General features: G+C 31.1%; 17 protein-coding genes and 1 pseudogene. 6 read left to right on the plus strand and 12 right to left on the minus strand.

Annotated elements, in window-relative coordinates; translation table 11 throughout:
- Positions 1-123 precede the first annotated feature (123 nt).
- The 3 genes from KA867_RS05940 to KA867_RS05950 are packed head-to-tail and all read right to left on the minus strand — an operon-like array spanning position 124 to position 2,120.
- Positions 124-861, minus strand: coding sequence for a pseudouridine synthase (locus tag KA867_RS05940; protein WP_210137355.1), 738 nt, complete (start codon positions 859-861; stop codon positions 124-126).
- Entirely contained in the window at positions 854-1,402 is a 549-nt protein-coding gene (gene scpB / locus KA867_RS05945; protein ID WP_210137356.1) for an SMC-Scp complex subunit ScpB, read from the minus strand. Before scpB ends, KA867_RS05940 begins: the two co-directional genes overlap by 8 nt.
- Positions 1,386-2,120 carry a segregation and condensation protein A gene (locus tag KA867_RS05950; protein ID WP_210137357.1) on the minus strand — a complete coding sequence of 245 codons (735 nt, stop codon included), beginning with the start codon at positions 2,118-2,120 and terminating at the stop codon, positions 1,386-1,388. Before KA867_RS05950 ends, scpB begins: the two co-directional genes overlap by 17 nt.
- A gap of 91 nt (positions 2,121-2,211) precedes the next feature.
- On the opposite strand from KA867_RS05950, the gene KA867_RS05955 reads away from it, so the two are divergent.
- On the plus strand, positions 2,212-2,718 hold the full coding sequence (locus KA867_RS05955; RefSeq protein ID WP_210137358.1) for a DUF309 domain-containing protein: 507 nt from the start codon (positions 2,212-2,214) through the stop codon (positions 2,716-2,718).
- 89 nt (positions 2,719-2,807) lie between these two features.
- On the opposite strand, the gene xerD is transcribed toward KA867_RS05955, so the two are convergent.
- The 3 genes from xerD to KA867_RS05970 all read right to left on the minus strand — a co-directional run bounded on the left by xerD (position 2,808) and on the right by KA867_RS05970 (position 4,821).
- Positions 2,808-3,695: a site-specific tyrosine recombinase XerD gene (gene xerD / locus KA867_RS05960; RefSeq protein ID WP_210137359.1), complete on the minus strand. Its 888-nt coding sequence runs from the start codon at positions 3,693-3,695 to the stop codon at positions 2,808-2,810.
- 36 nt (positions 3,696-3,731) lie between these two features.
- On the minus strand, positions 3,732-4,178 hold the full coding sequence (gene fur / locus KA867_RS05965) for a ferric iron uptake transcriptional regulator (protein ID WP_019468360.1): 447 nt from the start codon (positions 4,176-4,178) through the stop codon (positions 3,732-3,734).
- 100 nt (positions 4,179-4,278) lie between these two features.
- The gene (locus KA867_RS05970; RefSeq protein ID WP_210137360.1) at positions 4,279-4,821 is read right to left on the minus strand and encodes an NUDIX hydrolase; all 543 of its coding nucleotides are present in this window, start codon (positions 4,819-4,821) and stop codon (positions 4,279-4,281) included.
- A 186-nt stretch (positions 4,822-5,007) separates the two neighbouring features.
- On the opposite strand from KA867_RS05970, the gene KA867_RS05975 reads away from it, so the two are divergent.
- Positions 5,008-5,922, plus strand: a complete 915-nt coding sequence (locus KA867_RS05975; protein WP_210137361.1) for an aldo/keto reductase — start codon at positions 5,008-5,010, stop codon at positions 5,920-5,922.
- A 201-nt stretch (positions 5,923-6,123) separates the two neighbouring features.
- On the opposite strand, the gene KA867_RS05980 is transcribed toward KA867_RS05975, so the two are convergent.
- On the minus strand, positions 6,124-6,882 hold the full coding sequence (locus KA867_RS05980) for an SDR family NAD(P)-dependent oxidoreductase (RefSeq protein ID WP_210137362.1): 759 nt from the start codon (positions 6,880-6,882) through the stop codon (positions 6,124-6,126).
- Between the two features lie 145 nt (positions 6,883-7,027).
- Here KA867_RS05980 and proC point away from each other — a divergent pair, with 145 nt between their 5' ends.
- A complete protein-coding gene (proC, locus tag KA867_RS05985; protein ID WP_210137363.1) occupies positions 7,028-7,843 on the plus strand; it encodes a pyrroline-5-carboxylate reductase in 816 nt (271 codons plus the stop codon).
- Between the two features lie 94 nt (positions 7,844-7,937).
- Here the strand turns inward: proC and rnz are convergent, their stop codons facing one another.
- A complete protein-coding gene (rnz, locus tag KA867_RS05990) occupies positions 7,938-8,858 on the minus strand; it encodes a ribonuclease Z (RefSeq protein ID WP_210137364.1) in 921 nt (306 codons plus the stop codon).
- Between the two features lie 148 nt (positions 8,859-9,006).
- Between rnz and zwf the strand changes: the two genes are divergently transcribed.
- Both zwf and KA867_RS06000 read left to right on the plus strand, forming a co-directional pair.
- On the plus strand, positions 9,007-10,491 hold the full coding sequence (gene zwf / locus KA867_RS05995) for a glucose-6-phosphate dehydrogenase (RefSeq protein WP_107504956.1): 1,485 nt from the start codon (positions 9,007-9,009) through the stop codon (positions 10,489-10,491).
- Positions 10,492-10,772: 281 nt separating this feature from the next.
- Complete coding sequence (locus KA867_RS06000; RefSeq protein ID WP_210137365.1) at positions 10,773-11,642, plus strand: AraC family transcriptional regulator; 870 nt, start codon at positions 10,773-10,775, stop codon at positions 11,640-11,642.
- 117 nt (positions 11,643-11,759) lie between these two features.
- Here KA867_RS06000 and KA867_RS06005 read toward each other — a convergent pair whose 3' ends face one another.
- The 3 genes from KA867_RS06005 to KA867_RS06015 form a co-directional block, all read right to left on the minus strand.
- Complete coding sequence (locus tag KA867_RS06005) at positions 11,760-13,409, minus strand: glycoside hydrolase family 13 protein (RefSeq protein ID WP_210137366.1); 1,650 nt, start codon at positions 13,407-13,409, stop codon at positions 11,760-11,762.
- Positions 13,410-13,859: 450 nt separating this feature from the next.
- Positions 13,860-15,269: an NADP-dependent phosphogluconate dehydrogenase gene (gndA, locus tag KA867_RS06010; protein WP_210137367.1), complete on the minus strand. Its 1,410-nt coding sequence runs from the start codon at positions 15,267-15,269 to the stop codon at positions 13,860-13,862.
- Between the two features lie 68 nt (positions 15,270-15,337).
- Positions 15,338-16,477 carry a M20/M25/M40 family metallo-hydrolase gene (locus KA867_RS06015; RefSeq protein ID WP_210137368.1) on the minus strand — a complete coding sequence of 380 codons (1,140 nt, stop codon included), beginning with the start codon at positions 16,475-16,477 and terminating at the stop codon, positions 15,338-15,340.
- Between the two features lie 210 nt (positions 16,478-16,687).
- On the opposite strand from KA867_RS06015, the pseudogene KA867_RS06020 reads away from it, so the two are divergent.
- Positions 16,688-16,777: pseudogene (locus KA867_RS06020) on the plus strand (hypothetical protein); the annotation flags it as partial.
- A gap of 410 nt (positions 16,778-17,187) precedes the next feature.
- Here the strand turns inward: KA867_RS06020 and KA867_RS06025 are convergent.
- Positions 17,188-18,183, minus strand: coding sequence for an aromatic acid exporter family protein (locus tag KA867_RS06025; protein ID WP_210137369.1), 996 nt, complete (start codon positions 18,181-18,183; stop codon positions 17,188-17,190).
- Positions 18,184-18,185 lie beyond the last annotated feature (2 nt).

The raw sequence follows: 18,185 nt of genomic DNA on the forward strand, positions 1-18,185 counted from the left end.
TCCCACACTGCTAACTTTCAATTTTAACCATATTATATCATAGGTTGAGCTATAAAAGTGTTTATGAATGAAAAGTTTGTGAAAAAATTATCAATATCAAGTTTTGTTAAAATAAAGTCATATTTAATGTCCGTGTTCTGCAATTTGACGTAACATTTTTACTTCATGAGGTGTAAGTACGCGACCTTCACCCGCATTGAGTCCTTTTAGATTTAAAGGGCCAAATTCTATGCGTTGTAATTTTGATACTTGATGACCAAAGTGTTCAAACATGCGTCTAACTTGTCTATTGCGACCTTCAGTTATTGTAATTTCAACAAGTGTAGTATTTTTATCTTTATCTTGATTTTTGATTTTAACTGTTGCAGGTTGTGTTTTTCCATCTTCTAAGTTAATACCTTGTTCTAATGCTTTAACTTCTTCACGCATTAGATAACCTTTTAATTTAACTACATATTTCTTTTTGATTTTATAACGAGGGTGTGTCATTAAGTTAGTGAACTCACCATCGTTGGTAAGTAAAAGTAACCCTGATGTATCATAATCTAAACGTCCGACTGGATAAATTCTTGTCTTAATTTGTTTAAAATAATCCGTAACGACCTTTCTACCTTTGTCATCTGATACGCTAGTGATAACTTGCGAAGGTTTATAGAAAAGAATGTATAGTTTATCTTCTTGTTCTAATTTAATTCCTTCAACTTCTACCATATCTGTCGGTTTAACTTTAGTACCTAATTCTGTTTCAATTTCACCATTTACTTTTACTTTACCTTCTGTAATTAATGTTTCAGCTTTACGTCTTGATGTATAACCACTATTTGCGATGCGTTTTTGTAATCTTTCTGTTTCTTTATTCATTATTATCTCCTTTTTGATTTACTAAATTACTAAAGAAAGCTTCTATTTCTTCGTCTTCTTCATCAGTAGTTGGTAAATCATCTAATTGTTCAATACCAAATACATTTAAAAATAATGCTGTTGTATATAATTGTTGACTTCTGGAATCTTCCTCATCTTTTGCTTCAATTAATCCACGTGCTATCAGAGTTTTGACTGCTCCATCAGAATTAATACCTCTAATCATTTCGATATCACTTCGAGATAATGGCTGATTATATGCTATGATCGATAATGCTTCCATTGCTGCTTGCGATAATTTCATTTTAGATTTTTGTTCTATTAACTTCTCAATGTATTCTGATGCGTCTTTTTTAGTTGTTAAAACATAATGTTCCCCATAATGTTGAATTTCTAAGCCACAAGCGTCATATTCTTTTATTAATGTATGAAAATAATCTTGGTTAATGTCTAAAATTTCTAGAATTTGTTTTTCTTCAAGTCCTTCATCACCTGCAGTATAAAGTAATGCTTCCAGGATTCCTTTATCGTTCAATGCCATAATTAACTCCTCTTAAAATATTAATATCGTCAAAGCTTTTTTGTTGTTCAATATTTACGATTCCAGATTTAGACATTTCTAGTATTGCAAGGAAATGAGTAACAACCATTTCCAATGGTTCAGTAAAATTAAATAAACTAAAAAAGTTGAATGATTCATGCTTTTGTAAACGTTGAGTTACTTGTGAAGTAGCTTGTTGAATTGTAAACGTTTCTTTTCGAATATCAACGGATTTAGGTGTTTGATATTCAACACGATTTTTTACTTTTTGATAAGCTATGATTAACTCTGTTAAATCAATCGTATTATTAGGGTCCCAAGTTTCATTTGATTCTAAGTGCGTTAAATCTGTTGGATGCTTGGAATAATACTTTTCTCTTTCCGCCCTTTTTTCGTTTAAGAGCACTGTGTATTCTTTATAGTTTTGATATTCAATTAATCTCTCAACCAAATTTTCACGCGGATCATCATCTAAATCGTCAATTTCTTCTGAATGAGGCAATAGCATTTTGCTTTTTATCATAAGTAATTCTGAAGCCATAACTAAATATTCACTTGCCACATTAATTTCTAATTGACTCATCGCATGTATATATTGCATATACTGTTCTGTTAAAGATTTCATTGGTATATCATAAATATCAATTTCAAATTTTTGAATAAGATGCAATAATAAATCTAAAGGACCATTAAAGGCATCGAGTTTTACTTCATACATTTTATCTACCTCATATTAGCAAGTTAAGTGCGTAATTCACTAAATTATTATAGCATGTTTATTATAAACATTTAAAATCGGAGCGATATTCATGTTAGAAAATGCACTAAAAGATTTTTATTTTCAATTTCATACAAAGCAACATTATTTTCTTTGTCATGATATTTTAGAAGAAGCTTGGAAAAACAACCCAAATTACAATAAGAATGATGCTGTTGTGAGCCTTATATTGATTGCAACTGGATCTTATCATTACCGTAGACATAATTATGTAGGCGCCCACAAATCTTTTAATAAGGCATTAAAAGTAATTGAAAACTATGATTCAGCGACTAATATTGGACTTGATATACAAGCGTATAAAAGACTGCTAATCGGATTAATTAAAGCTGCAAAAAAAGAGCAATCTTTTGAGCCAATTCATCTACCTTTAACAGATACAATGGAACAAATTATATTAAAACAGTACCCGAATTATGTGATGACATATTATAAAATTGAAGATGATTATATCATAGATCATCATTTGAAAAGGGATAGAACTGAAGTTGAAGCGGCAAGAAAACGTGCTTTACAAGCACGAAATAGATCAGTATAAACACTTTGCTTATGTAGATGATTTTTATATTCTATGGTATCAATAAAAAAACACAGTCCAGTTATTCAATCGAATAAACCAGTCTGTGTTTATGCTCTTGGATGAAATTCGTTATACATCTTACGAATTTGTGATTTCGAAACGTGTGTATACAATTGTGTTGTAGATATATCAGAATGACCAAGCATTTCTTGTACTGCACGTAAATCTGCTCCGTTTTCAAGTAAATGGGTAGCAAATGAATGTCTTAATGTATGTGGTGTTAAAGTTTTTATTATATTTGCTTTGATACCATTTTGTTTAATCATTTTCCATATCGCTTGTCTCGATAAAGGTTTGCCGTGCATGTTTAAAAATAGTGTATCTGTGACCGTATTTTTCAATAATTGTGGTCTTACCGTTTCTAAATAAGTGTTTAAGTATTCAATCACTGTATCGCCTAATGGCACAATTCTCTCTTTATTTCCCTTTCCAAAAACACGTATAAAGCCCATAATTAAATTAACGTCTTCTAGTTCAATTTGAATCAGTTCTGATACACGCATTCCGGTAGCATAAAGTAATTCTAACATTGTGCGATCTCTGTAACCGTTGTTTTTGGATAAATCAGGTGTCTCTAATAGTCTAAGTACTTCATCTATTTCTAAAACATCTGGTAACTTACGATCATATTTAGGTGTTTCTATTAATACTGTTGGGTCTTTTGCTGCATATTTTTCTCTTAATGCAAACTGATGAAAACTGCGAATAGTAGAAATGAAGCGAGCTAATGATTTTGAAGATGCACCTTCATCATGTAAGTGACCCAAGCACTCCTGAATGACTTGTCTATCCACAAAATCAATATGACTAATTTTGTGTAATGTTAAAAATTCATCATATTTTTTTAAATCTCTTCGATATGCACCTATTGTATTGACACTTAACCCTTTTTCTAATTGTATAAATTTCAAATATTCATCTATAATATTTTTCACTGTACTACCTCTATTTCTGAAATAGTATTTTTAAATTTATTTCCCTTTTGCTTGGCATGACGCACAAATACCATGGAATGTTAAACGATGGTCTAATATTTTAAATTCGAACTCATTTTCAACTCTTTCCTCTACACGAGGTAATAAGTCTTCTTCGATTTCTTCTACTTTACCACATTCCATACAAACAAGATGGTGATGAAAATGTTTTGCTCCTTCTTTTCTCAAATCAAATCGAGCGACACCATCGCCGAAATTTATTTTATCGACCACTTTTAATTCTGCCAGCAATTCTAAAGTACGATAGACAGTTGCAAGTCCAATTTCAGGTGCTTTGTCTTTAACTTTCAAATAAACATCTTCAGCACTTAAATGGTCTTTTTCATTTTCAATTAAAACTCTTAAAGTTGCCTCACGTTGTGGCGTCAATTTATAAGATGATTGCTGTAATTGTTGCTTCACGCGATTTAATCGTTCTTCCACGGAAGCCTCACTCCCCTACTAATAATTATAATCATTTTAATTTAGTTATGATATATATAAAATACCAATAATTGATAAAATTCGCAAGTATTCTCGCATCTTATTTATAATGATTATAATTAAGTAATAAATGTTGTAAAGCGATTATAGTTTTTGCGTCTTCTAATTCTTTATTGTCTAACAATGCTTTAATTTCATTCACATCATAATATGCTAATTCTAAAAATTCATCTTCATCTAATTGCATTTTACCTTTTGTTAAATTTTCAGCTATATAAATTGATATTTTTTCATTTGAGAAACCTGGAGAACCATACATTTCAGTAATATGTTCTAATTCATCAGCAATAAAACCTGTTTCTTCTTCAAGTTCACGTTTGGCAGCTGAAATTCGTTCTTCGCCTTGTTCCAATTTGCCTGCGGGTATTTCTAAAAGTGGTTTTTCGCAAGCTTTACGAAATTGTTTCACTAATATCACTTTATTATCAGGTGTTATTGGACAAACAGCGACAGCACCATTGTGGTATATCAATTCTCGTTTAGAAGTTTGTCCATCGGGTAGTTCAACATCGTGGACTTCTAAATCAATGATTGTCCCTTTATAAATAGAAGTACTATGTAAGGTCTTTTCAAATAGGTTCATATATAATCACAGTCCTTTTAATTGGTTTAAGATATTGTTAAGATATACTCATTAGTTATTATGGGAATAGCGGATGGACATATACATGTTTCATTTTTGCTATGTATAGATAGTTAATATGGAAAATCCATCTAACTTTATTACGTCTACGCCCTATTATTCAAGTGTATCGAAAGGAGATAAAACATGCAAAAAAATGTTTTGAAAAGCGGTATAGAAATTTCAGAGTTAGGTTTAGGTTGTATGAGTCTTGGGACAAATAAAAAGCAAGCAGAGCCTATCATAGAACGTGCAATTGAACATGGTATCACTTATTTTGATACAGCTGATATGTATGACAAAGGTGTAAACGAGACAATCGTTGGTGAGGCATTAAAGAAATACCAAAATAGAGATGATATTATCATTGGTACAAAAGTAGGAAATCGTTTAACGGAAGATGGTTCTACAACATGGGATCCTTCTAAATCTTATATTAAAGAAGCAGTGAAAGGCTCATTGAAAAGACTTGGTTTAGATCATTTAGATTTATATCAGTTACATGGTGGTACGATTGATGATCCTATAGATGAAACGATTAGTGCTTTCGATGAATTAAAGAAAGAAGGTATTATCCGTGCTTATGGTATTTCGTCAATCAGACCTAACGTGATTGATTACTATTTAAAACATAGCGATATCGAAACGCTAATGTCTCAATTTAACTTAATTGATAACAGACCAGAACAACTTTTAGATGATGTGCATGCTAAAAAAGTTAAAGTACTAGCACGTGGTCCAGTATTTAAAGGATTGTTAACTGCTAAAAGTAATAATGTGTTAGATTCAAAATTTAGTGATGGTATTTTTGATTATAGTTATCAAGAACTTGGAGAAACAATTGCATCAATTAAAGAAATTGAAAGTAATTTATCTGCACTTACTTTTAATTATTTAACTTCTCATGATGCATTGGGTTCTATCATTGTTGGTGCAAGTAGTACAGATCAATTGGATGAAAATGTAAAAAATTATCAACGTTCAAAAGACATAAATTTAGAAGCATTAAAAGCAGCACAAGATCGAGTGAAAAATTTAGAATATACTCAACATTTAAAATAAATCTCTTTTCATTGTCCTAAAACATGTATGTCTGAGCAAAGATGAAAATTTAAATAACTTCAATCAAAGTAAAAACGTCAATTTCTCTTGTGATTTTATAGAAATTGACGTTTTTATGTTTAAAAAGCTTCATAGCCACATTTTTATCTTCTTTTTTTAATGATATAGTCAAAATGAATATTTCCAAACTTTGAGTAAGTGCTAACCTTTGTTCTTAAATAAGAAAGTGAAGTTTTTTTCTATAAATCGTGGCATCAATTGATAAATTTTTAATAAATGATGCATCCATCTAGGTTGATTAATTTCTAATTTTTTCTCAATTATACCATTGATAATTTGGTTTGCTAATTTATCAGGGGCTAGCATCATGTCCCTGTATTTTTTTGCAAATTTCATAGATGGATCTGCTTTTTCATGAAATGGTGTCGCTATTGGCCCAGTATTAACAGTCATAATATGATAATTTGGTTTTTCAATACGCAGTGCATTTAATAATTGGTTAAATGCTGCTTTACTTGCACCATAATGTGCAGCATAACCTTGACTTATAAAGGCAGCTTGACTACCTATACCTACTATTATTGGATTTTTTGAGAATGCCGGTTGCAAAACTTTCATTAATATATTGAAATGGATCACGTTTAGTTTATATGTTTCAAGCATTTCAACAAATGTATGATCTTCAATAGATTTAAAATACCCAAGGCCAGAACTGTATATAAGTCCATCAATAGTATGGTGTTGAAAGTATTCTTTTAAATTAATGATTTCTTGTTGTGATTGTAAATCGCATTTTATGATATTTAGATGTTCTGTATCATATGGTGTTGCGAATTGTTTTAGTTTATCTGGATTTCGGGCAAGTACTGTGACATATGCTCTTTTAGATAATAATGCTTTTAATATAGCTTTACCTAACCCACTTGTACCACCAGTTAACACAAAATGTTTACCTATCATAGTAAATTCTCCTTGTTTTAATTTCATAGTTTAAGTATATGAGGGTATACGATATTTTGCCACAGGCCTTTAAAAATTCTTAGCCATAATTTAAATCTATGTTAGTATGGAAACATAAAAAACAAAGAGGAAGTGAAGTCTTCACATGAAATTAGTATTTTATGGTGCCGGAAATATGGCGCATGCAATTTTTACAGGTATTGTTAGTTCTAAAGTGATTGATTCTAATGATATTTATTTAACGAATCGTTCAAATGAAGTTGCATTAAAAGAATATGCTGACGAGTTAGGTGTTAACTATAGCTATGATGATGCAGCATTGTTAAAAGATGCAGATTATGTATTCTTAGGAACGAAACCATATGATTTCGATGATTTAGCAGATCGTATAAAGCCGTATATTGCAGAAAAAAATAAATTTATTTCTATTATGGCTGGTTTACCGATAAAATATATCCGTGAAAAATTAGCTTCTAACAATCCAATTGCACGTATCATGCCAAACACAAATGCGCATGTTGGACATTCAGTTACTGGTATTAGCTTTTCCAATAATTTTGACGCTAAGTCAAAAGATGAAGTTGATAATTTAATAAACGCATTTGGATCTGCGATAGAAGTTTCAGAAGATAATTTGCATCAAGTTACAGCAATTACTGGAAGCGGACCAGCTTTTTTATACCATGTCTTTGAGCAATATGTCACAGCGGGCACACGTTTAGGTTTGGAAAAATCACAGGTAGAAGAATCCATTCGGAATTTAATCATAGGGACGAGCAAAATGATAGAACGTTCAGAATTGAGTATGGAACAGTTAAGAAAAAACATTACTTCTAAAGGTGGAACAACACAGGCAGGCCTTAATGCACTTGCAGAGCATGACATAGAAGCTATTTTCGAAGATTGTTTACGTTCTGCAGTAAATAGAAGTATTGAATTAGCTAACCAAGACAATGATTAAAATTTAAAAGAACTTAAATTGTTATAAAATAGTGGGACAGTCATCTAAATTGTAAAATACTACAATTTTAAGAAACTGCCCCACTTTTCATTTATTAAAATTGCCAAGAATCAAAATCACTAACAAAACTAAACGGTGGCGTATTACTCAAAGCCTTAAGCGATTTACTAATATCGCACACTTCTTCTTTAGTATAACGATTGCTGATATGTGTTATTAAACTATAGTCAACATTTGCTTCTCTCATCAATTCAAAAACGTCATCAATATGGCTATGGTGATAGTTATTAGCTAATGATTTATCTCCTTCTATATATGTACTTTCATGTACCATGATATTTGCATAACGTGCAATTATCATTTCATTTTTACAAGGCATAGTATCTCCAAAAATTGCTACGACTGGACCTTTAATTGCATCATCTTTAAAATCTTTAGAGTTATAAATCTCACCTTTGTATTCGAACGTTTCATTGTTTTTTACATCTTGATATTTAGGTCCTGGTTCTAACCCAATGTTTCTGAGCGCTTCAACATTGATTTTACCAGATTTATATGGCGCTTCTACCCTATATCCAAAAGAAGGAATACCATGATTTAACATATGTGCTTCAACATTAAATCCATTATGATGATAAGAAAGTTGTTCCTCTATTTCAATATAAGTGATTGGATAATTTAATTTTGATTCTGATAAAGTTAAAGTAGTTTCTATATATGATTTAATACCTTTTGGACCAATAATAGTAAGAGGCTTATCTTCGCCCCCTTGAAAAGATCGGCTTGTGAGTAACCCAGGTAAACCAAATATATGATCACCATGCATATGCGTAATAAAAATGTGATCTACTTTTCCTAATTTGATTGAATGGTGTAATATTTGATGCTGTGTGCCTTCACCAACATCAAAAAGCCAAATGCTATTGGAGTATGGTTCCAAATTTAATGCAATCGCTTGGGTATTTCTTTCTTTAGTTGGTAGACCAGCACTTGTCCCAAAAAACGTAATTTCCATGCATATGCCTCCTCTTCTTGTTCATATTTTATCATATAAAAGTATTGAAAATATAATAAAATATGATATTACAAGCAAAATTGTGGGAAGATATTGGTGTATTGGTCTATAATAAATACAGATTTAATAAAGAATTGAGGTTTTGATCTTGAATACTAGAAATAAAGATATCCCATGCTTAATTACAATTTTTGGAGCAACTGGTGATCTTAGTCACAGAAAATTATTTCCATCATTATTCCATTTATACCAACAAGAAAATTTGAATGAGCACATTGCAATCGTTGGAATTGGTAGAAGAGACTTAACAAACGATGATTTCCGTAGTCAAGTGAAGTCGTCAATTCAAGAACACGTTAAAGATACTAAACACCTAGATAAGTTTATGGAACACGTATTTTATCACAAACACGATGTAAGTGACGAAGCAAGTTATCAATCACTATTAGAATTCAGTAATAAATTAGATCACGATTTCCAATTACAAGGTAATAGACTCTTTTATTTAGCTATGGCTCCAAACTTCTTTGGTGTTATATCTGATTATTTAAAATCTTCTGGATTAACAGATACAACTGGTTTCAAACGTTTAGTTATTGAAAAACCATTTGGTTCAGATTTAGAATCTGCTGAAAAATTAAATGAACAACTACGTCGTTCATTTAAGGAAGAAGAAATTTACCGTATTGACCATTATCTTGGTAAAGATATGGTGCAAAATATTGAAGTGCTTCGTTTTGCTAATGCAATGTTTGAACCATTATGGAATAACAAATATATTTCAAACATTCAAGTTACTTCGTCGGAAGTGCTTGGAGTTGAAGACAGAGGTGGTTACTACGAATCTAGTGGTGCATTAAAAGATATGGTGCAAAATCATATGTTGCAAATGGTTGCTTTACTAGCAATGGAAGCGCCTATAAGTTTAAATAGTGAAGATATCAGAGCAGAAAAAGTTAAGGCTTTAAAATCATTACGTAAACTAGAACCTGAAGAAGTTCGTCAAAATTTTGTTCGTGGTCAATATGATGAAGGTATCATAGAAGGACAGCAAGTTAAAAGATATAGAGATGAGGATCGTGTTGCAGAAGATTCTACAACGCCAACTTTTGTTTCTGGTAAACTAACGATTGATAATTTTAGATGGGCTGGCGTACCGTTCTACATAAGAACTGGTAAACGAATGAAGAGCAAAACGATACAAGTAGTCGTCGAATTCAAAGAAGTACCAATGAATCTATATTATAAAACAGATAAAAAACTAGATTCCAATCTATTAGTTATTAATATTCAACCAAATGAAGGTGTTTCTTTACATTTAAATGCTAAAAAGAATGTACAAGGCATTGAAACTGAGCCAGTTCAACTATCATACGCAATGAGTGCACAAGATAAAATGAACACAGTGGATGCTTATGAAAATTTATTATTTGACTGTTTAAATGGAGATGCAACTAACTTTACGCATTGGGAAGAATTAAAATCAACTTGGAAATTTGTTGATGCAATACAAGAAGAATGGAACCAAAATGAACCGGAATTTCCTAATTATACAGCTGGAACAAATGGCCCATTAGCGAGTGATTTACTATTAAGTAGAGATGGCTTCCACTGGTGGGACGATATCCATTAATCAACTTTTTAAAAATAAGGCAATGATACAAGTTTCAATGTGAGCTTGTGTTGTTGCTTTTTTATTATACCTTATTTGTGTTATGATTTAGACTATTGATTAAATCATGCATATACAATTTTAAGATGTTTACATTTTACCCTATTTAATATTTTTGAGATGTAAGTCACATGAAAATGATGTAAAATAGAATTAAACAACAATGTTTCATAACATTGTGTATAGAAAAGTAACGAGGTACATGATCATATGTATTTCGTTATCATTTAGGAGTGAAAGTTTTGGACGTTATCAAGCAAATCCAACAGGCAATTGTATATATTGAAGATCATTTGCTAGAGCCTCTACATTTGCAAGCACTTAGTGATTACGTTGGTCTTTCACCATTTCATATTGACCAATCATTTAAAATGATTGTAGGTCAATCACCAACAGAATATGCAAGGTCAAGAAGATTGACTTTAGCAGCACAAGACATATTAAGTGGTTCAGCTCGCTTGGTAGATGTTGCAAAAAAGTATAGCTATAAAGACGCTAATGATTTTGCTAATGATTTTAGTGATTTTCATGGTGTTTCTCCTATTCAAGTCAATACAAAACGAGACGAATTAAAATTGCAAGCAAGGCTTTATATTAAACTTACTACTACAGAACGTGCCCCTTATGCGTATCGTTTGGAAGATACGCAAGGTTTGTCTTTAGTAGGTTATGCCAAGTTCTTAAATTCAGAGGAAATTGATAACCCTTATAAAGTGCCTGATTTTTTAGAAGATTTATTAATTGATGATAAAATTAAAGAATTACAGCGATATAATGATACGAGTCCTCATGAACTCTTTGTGGTTAATTGTCCGCTTGATAATGGAATGGAAATTTTTGTTGGCGTACCGAGTGAAAGATATCCTGCGCACCTTGAAAGTCGTTTCTTACCTGAAAGACAATATGCTAAATTTAATTTACAAGGTGAGATGGATTATGTAGTCAATGAAGCTTGGTATTATATAGAGACCAGCCTTCAAATGACTTTACCTTATGAGCATAATAGTTTGTACGTTGAAGTTTATCCATTTGACATTTCATTCGATGATCCATTCACTAAAGTTCAATTATGGATGCCTGTTGATCAAGAACAATATGACATATTAGAATAAAAACATGAAAATACGCTTAAACAATACATAGCGAGCAAGCAAACATATTTTATATATGTTGCTTACTCGCTATATTTTTGTTTGTTAATCATTATCTTAATTGCTGGATAATTGTTTCTAAAGTTTAATTACAAATGCTTCGTATGGTTGAATATTTTCAAAATCAATCTGACTATCTTTGTAGTTATGTAGTAATATGTTTTCTTCCAAGAATGTTGCATTAAAGGATAATTCAGCTGTTTTATTTGTTAAATTACCAACAATTAGTACGTATTGATCATTTAATTCTCGTGTATATGCAAATATCTGGTTATTTTTTGAATCAACCAAATTAAATTCACCATATGTAAAAACATCATGAGATTTTTTTAACTTTATTAAAGCTTTATAGAAATTTAATATTGAATCTGGATCTTTTTGTTGATGTGCAACATTAATGTCTTTGTAGTTTGGATTTACTGGAAACCAAGGTGTTACATCTGAAAATCCTGCAAAGTTAGAATTATTCCACTGCATAGGCGTTCTAGAATTATCTCTATTTTCTTTTTTATGTTTATCTAATAGTTTTGAGACATCGCCACCTTGTTGTTTGACAATTTTATATTCATTGACCACTGCAACATCATTAAAGGTTTCAATATCATCAAACGGATAATTGGTCATACCGATTTCTTGACCTTGATAGATAAATGGTGTGCCTTGCTGTAAAAAATAAACGACTGCATGACTTGTAGCAGATTCAAACCAATAATACGTATCATCACCCCAAGTTGATACACGTCTTGGCTGATCATGATTTTCAATAAACAATGCATTCCATCCAACATTTTCAAGTTTTTTTTGCCATTCATTGAGTACATTTTTATATGCGTTGACGTCAAATTTAACATCGCCTGAATTCCACAAGCTTAAATGTTCAAACTGAAAAATCATATTAAATTTGCCAGTTGTCTCACCTACCCAAGGTTCAGCGTTTTCTGGACTAACACCATTTGCTTCTCCTACGGTCATAATATCATAATGACTTAAAGATTTATCTTTCATCTCTTGTAACCAAGTTTGTATACCAGGCTGATTCATATCTACTTCAAAAGCCGGTGCATAATCTTTTCCTTCTGGTAGTTTTAAGTCACCAGCTTCAAATGTTTTTTTAATATGTGTTATAGCATCTACTCTAAAACCATCTATACCTTTATTAAACCACCAATTCATCATTTCAAAAATAGCATTTCTGACTTCTTGGTTTTCCCAGTTTAAATCTGGTTGCTTTTTACTGAATAAATGAAAATAATATTGACCTGTTTGTTCATCAAATTCCCATGTAGATCCATTAAATATACTTTCCCAATTATTTGGCTCCGATCCATCTGGTTTCGGATCTCTCCATATATACCAGTCACGTTTAGGATTATTTTTACTTGATTTTGATTCTATAAACCATTGATGTTCGTCTGATGTATGATTAACGACTAAATCTAATATTAACTTCATATCTCTTTGATGTACTTCATCTAATAATTGATCAAAATCGTCCATGGTTCCAAACTCATCCATGATATCTTTATAGTCACTTATATCATAGCCATTATCATCATTTGGCGACTTATACATTGGACTAAGCCAAATAACATCAATGCCTAAATCCTCTAAGTAATCTAACTTTTCTATCACACCTTTTAAATCTCCGATACCATCGCTATTAGTATCATTAAAGCTTCTTGGATAAACTTGATAAGCGATTGCTTCTTTCCACCATTCCCTTTTCATATAAATCCCCCTATAATGGTATTAAATTTGTTAAATCCTATCAATATTTATATCTGAAATTTTAACTATGAACTAGCGTGCCATATAAATATAGTATGAAAAATAGTACCAATGTTTAAACTGTCATAGCTTAATACAATATTAAATATAATAGACTTAATCATATATATTAATAGATTAATTAATGTACGTATAAAAGTCAAAATTTTAGCGCAATCGCTTACAAATGAATATATTTATTATTTTTAAAACGAAAAAAACACTTCCGTATAAATTCATTTTTTATTATGAATTCAACGAAAGTGTTTTAATTTCACTCTATTAATTGAAGTTATTATTTATTTACGTTTATAAAAATATATATTTTAAAAGCTTGAATTGTGTATGTCTCTGGCATTTTTTGTCTTTTGAGATAGTTATTCAAAAACTGATTATTATAAAATATCTAAATTATTCTTCAATCCATTGTGTATGGAAAATACCTGAACGATCTTTACGTTCATAAGTATGTGCACCAAAGTAATCACGTTGTGCTTGGATTAAGTTAGCTGGTAAATTTTCTGAACGATAACTATCATAGTAGTTAATACTTGCAGAAAAACCTGGTGTCGGAACGCCATTTTGTACGCCTGTTGCAACAACATCACGTAAAGCTTCTTGATAATTCGTAACGATATCTTTGAAATAAGGGTCTAACAGTAAGTTTTGTAGTTCGCTATCATTATCATATGCTTCTTTAATTTTTTGTAAAAATTGAGCACGGATAATGCAACCTTCACGCCATATCATAGCAAGTTCACCAAGTTGAAGGTTCCAAGCGTTGTCATCACTAGCTTTTCTCATTTGAGCAAAACCTTGTGCATAAGAACAAATTTTACTCATGTAAAGTGCTTTACGGATTTTTTCAAGGAATGCTTCCTTATCACCTTCAAATTTGGCATTAGGACCATTTAATTGTTTTGAAGCATTTACACGTTCTTCTTTGATTGAAGAAATAAAACGAGCAAATACAGACTCAGTGATAATTGTTAAAGGTATTCCTAGTTCTAAAGCATTTATAGATGTCCATTTACCAGTACCTTTTTGGCCAGCTGTGTCTAATATTTGTTCAACTAATGGACCATTTGTTTCATCATCTAATTTATTGAAAATATCACCAGTAATTTCTATTAAATAACTTGATAATTCACCAGCATTCCAATCTTTAAATGTTTGAGCAATATCTTTATGTGACATACCTAGTAAGTCTTTCATCATTGCATAACTTTCTGCAATTAATTGCATGTCAGCATATTCTATACCATTATGAACCATTTTAACGTAATGACCGGCACCGTTTGGACCAATATAAGCTACACATGGTGCACCGTCTTTTGCTTTTGCTGATATAGCTTCTAATATATGACTCACTTTATTAAAAGCTGCTTCTTGTCCACCAGGCATAAGTGAAGGTCCAGTCAATGCACCAACTTCACCACCAGATACACCCATACCAATAAAGTTAACACCACTTTCAGCTAAAGCTTTGTTTCGTCTGATTGTATCTTGATAATTTGTATTACCACCATCAATTAAAATATCATCATCATCTAATAATGGTAATAGCGTATCAATTGTTGCGTCTGTTGCTGTACCAGCCTTTACCATTAATAAAATTTTACGGGGTTTTTCTAAGGAATTTACAAATTCTTCCATTGAATATGTTGGATGTATGTTTTTTCCTTCAGATTCTTTTACCATTTCATCTGTTTTTTCTGAAGAACGGTTAAAAACTGATACGCTGTATCCGCGTGATTCAATATTCCAAGCAAGGTTTTTACCCATTACGGCTAAACCTACTACACCTATTTGTTGTGTCATTTAACTAACCTCTCTTATTAAAGTTTTCTAGTACATTGTATCACAAAGGTAACTTTAGATTCACTTAATCAGTTTATAGATTGTTTAATAAGCACATCGTTGATACTTAAAAGTTGATTCGCTAACTGATTTAAAGATTTAATTGAAATTCTTTCCTCAGTAGTGTGAATGTTTTCATAACCGACACCTAAAATGACTGTAGGTATACCAAGTTGATTGATTATATTGCCATCAGATCCGCCACCAGAAATGACGGTATTTGCCTCTAAACCTAAAGATAAAGCGCTAGATTTAGCTATAGAAGTAACCGTTGCATCATCAGAAATTTTAAAACCTGGATAACTTTTGATGATTTCTACTTCTGCATGACAATGATACTTTTTGGCAGTTGTTTCAAATACAGATTTCATATGATTCACTTGTTTGATAATACTTTCATCTGAATGCGAACGTGCTTCTGCATTTAACGTTACTTTTTCAGCCACAATATTGGTAGCTGATCCACCTTCAAAGCGACCAATATTAGCTGTAGTATATTCATCTATTCGACCTAAGTTCATCTCACTTATTGCTTTTGCAGCTACATTTATTGCACTAATTCCATGATTAGGCGTACTGGCGTGTGCTGTTTTTCCAAATATTGTGGCATTCAGTTTCATTTGAGTTGGCGCACCTACTACTGTTGTACCGACTGGAACACTTGCATCAATCGCAAAGCCATAATTTGCATCTATTAAAGTTTTATCTAAAGCTTTCGCCCCCTCTAAACCTATTTCTTCTCCCACTGTTAAAATAAATTGTATTTGACCATGAGGCAAATTTTGTTCGTTAATAACACGGATAAATTCTATAATAGCTGCTAAACCTGCTTTATCATCTGCGCCTAAAATTGTAGTTCCATCTGAGTATATGTATCCATCTTCTTTTACAGTTGGTACAATTTTTTGACCTGGTACAACTGTATCCATGTGACTTGTAAAATATATTTTTTCAAGATGCTCATAATTTGGAGTAGCCTTTAATGTGCATATTAAATTATTAGCACCTAATGTTTCATTTTGAATACGCGCTTTGTCTTCGCTGATATCTATATTTTGTTGCTCCATTAATTTTTTCAAATGGTTTTGTATAGTTTGTTCATTTCCACTTTCTGAATCAATTTGAACGAGTGTTAAAAATGTCTCTAATAGACGTTTTTCATTTATCATATTTATCCCCTTTTCTATAATCACAATCTATTTTAGTTTACATAAGTTTAAAGTTTAGTAAAACAAATATGTTTATACGTGTTAGATTTGTTATGTTATAATATACATTGTTAAAATAAAGGTATTTAACATTATTGTGGATGCTTCAAAATACAATAATGATTAATAAAATGCATTGGATATATTATGGAGGAATAAAGATTGAATAACAATAAAGTGCTTAGATTTATAATTGTAGTTATGTTGGTAGCAGTAGTACTTGCATTAATCTTAACAAGTATAGTTCCTTTAACGAATTAAAATCAAAAACTTAACTTTTAAAAATTTTTGTTTATCGGATTAGGATATAAATCCGTTAAAAATGGCACTTAGGTGATTTAATTCAATTCATCTGAGTGCTTCTTTTTTATTCAATGCTTCGTATGTTGGCTCGCTTTCTTAGGCGACGACATTAGCCTTTAATCTTCAGCTTGCCCTTATCACCTCAAGCGTCTCGGAAAAATACGTCGCATTTATAAGTATTTTCACATTAAAATACTATGAAAAATAATGAGAAATTATAACTGGAAATATTTCAAAACCCTAGTCAATCAAAAGGTTTCGGAATCAAGAACAAAAGAAATTTACAATCAACAAAAATTATGGCCTAGGTATAAAGAAAATAGATGTCATTCTCTTACCTAGGCCAAGGTGATCATTATTTATGCTTTCTATGAAAAAATTGTTGATTTTGTATCTTTATGTAATTTTAAGGATCCAAATTGTGATTTAACTTCTAAATATTCTTCTAATTCATTGAGTAATTGTTTAATACTTGCTCTAGTTCTAAATGAAGCATGTGTATTTGGTAACTCTAATTGTTCTAACTCTATTTTAATTTCATAGAGAGAATGCAATCGTAACACTGTATAGTCATTACTATTTACGTTATGAGCCACTTCCAAAAATAAACTGCTGATTTTAGTTAACAGCGTATCTTTCGTTTCAATGTTTTGTATCATTTTAGACATTCTTTCAAGTAGTTCTAACTGCTCTTCTCGCATATCAAAATAATGATAGTAAGAATTTTCATTACGTACAAAATGATTTTTAACATCCCTAAATGCAATTGATTTTGCCTTTTGAATCGTAAGTTGTAATTGGTTGAATGAAATACTTAATGAAGCATTAGGTTCTTTACAAGTATTACTAAACGTTTCAAAAATTGTTGTAAATTGATTTTCTATTTCTTCTTTATATTGTTTAAGTTTAAAGTCTAGGCTAGGCATGATTAAATTCATTATAAATGCAATACCAAGGCCCACAATTAATAATAAAATTTCATTGATAAACAAATGCATGTTAATCACTTCAGCATTAAATACATGCAACAAAATGACACAACTTGTAACTACGCCTTCCTGTACTTTAAATACAACAGTGAGCGGTATAAAAAATAAGACGATTAGACCTAAAATAATAGCATTTTGACCGAAGTAACTGAAAGCTATTGACCCTATTATAAGGATTAATATACAAGATACAAATCTAGATATTATCGCTTGAAGTGAATGCACTTTGGTATGTTTAATACAAAGCACTACTAAAATGGCACTAGAAGCAAAATTATCTAATCCCATTAATTTAGCAATGATAATTCCTAGTGCCATACCTACAGCAGTTTTAATTGTTCTAAATCCGATTCGATATGGATTTAATCGCATCATCG

The sequence above is a fragment of the Staphylococcus sp. GDH8C109P genome (assembly GCF_017893405.1).
Lineage (GTDB): Bacteria > Bacillota > Bacilli > Staphylococcales > Staphylococcaceae > Staphylococcus > Staphylococcus cohnii.

Excerpts from the sequence above, each read along its gene's own strand:
- KA867_RS06015 (WP_210137368.1), bottom strand. The coding sequence starts at position 16,477 with ATGATAAATGAAAAACGTCTATTAGAGACATTTTTAACACTCGTTCAA.
- gndA (WP_210137367.1), bottom strand. The coding sequence starts at position 15,269 with ATGACACAACAAATAGGTGTAGTAGGTTTAGCCGTAATGGGTAAAAAC.
- scpB (WP_210137356.1), bottom strand. The coding sequence starts at position 1,402 with ATGGCATTGAACGATAAAGGAATCCTGGAAGCATTACTTTATACTGCA.
- proC (WP_210137363.1), top strand. The coding sequence starts at position 7,028 with ATGAAATTAGTATTTTATGGTGCCGGAAATATGGCGCATGCAATTTTT.
- KA867_RS05970 (WP_210137360.1), bottom strand. The coding sequence starts at position 4,821 with ATGAACCTATTTGAAAAGACCTTACATAGTACTTCTATTTATAAAGGG.
- rnz (WP_210137364.1), bottom strand. The coding sequence starts at position 8,858 with ATGGAAATTACGTTTTTTGGGACAAGTGCTGGTCTACCAACTAAAGAA.
- KA867_RS05975 (WP_210137361.1), top strand. The coding sequence starts at position 5,008 with ATGCAAAAAAATGTTTTGAAAAGCGGTATAGAAATTTCAGAGTTAGGT.
- KA867_RS06025 (WP_210137369.1), bottom strand. The coding sequence starts at position 18,183 with ATGATGCGATTAAATCCATATCGAATCGGATTTAGAACAATTAAAACT.
- KA867_RS05980 (WP_210137362.1), bottom strand. The coding sequence starts at position 6,882 with ATGATAGGTAAACATTTTGTGTTAACTGGTGGTACAAGTGGGTTAGGT.
- KA867_RS05940 (WP_210137355.1), bottom strand. The coding sequence starts at position 861 with ATGAATAAAGAAACAGAAAGATTACAAAAACGCATCGCAAATAGTGGT.
- KA867_RS05950 (WP_210137357.1), bottom strand. The coding sequence starts at position 2,120 with ATGTATGAAGTAAAACTCGATGCCTTTAATGGTCCTTTAGATTTATTA.
- KA867_RS05955 (WP_210137358.1), top strand. The coding sequence starts at position 2,212 with ATGTTAGAAAATGCACTAAAAGATTTTTATTTTCAATTTCATACAAAG.
- KA867_RS06005 (WP_210137366.1), bottom strand. The coding sequence starts at position 13,409 with ATGAAAAGGGAATGGTGGAAAGAAGCAATCGCTTATCAAGTTTATCCA.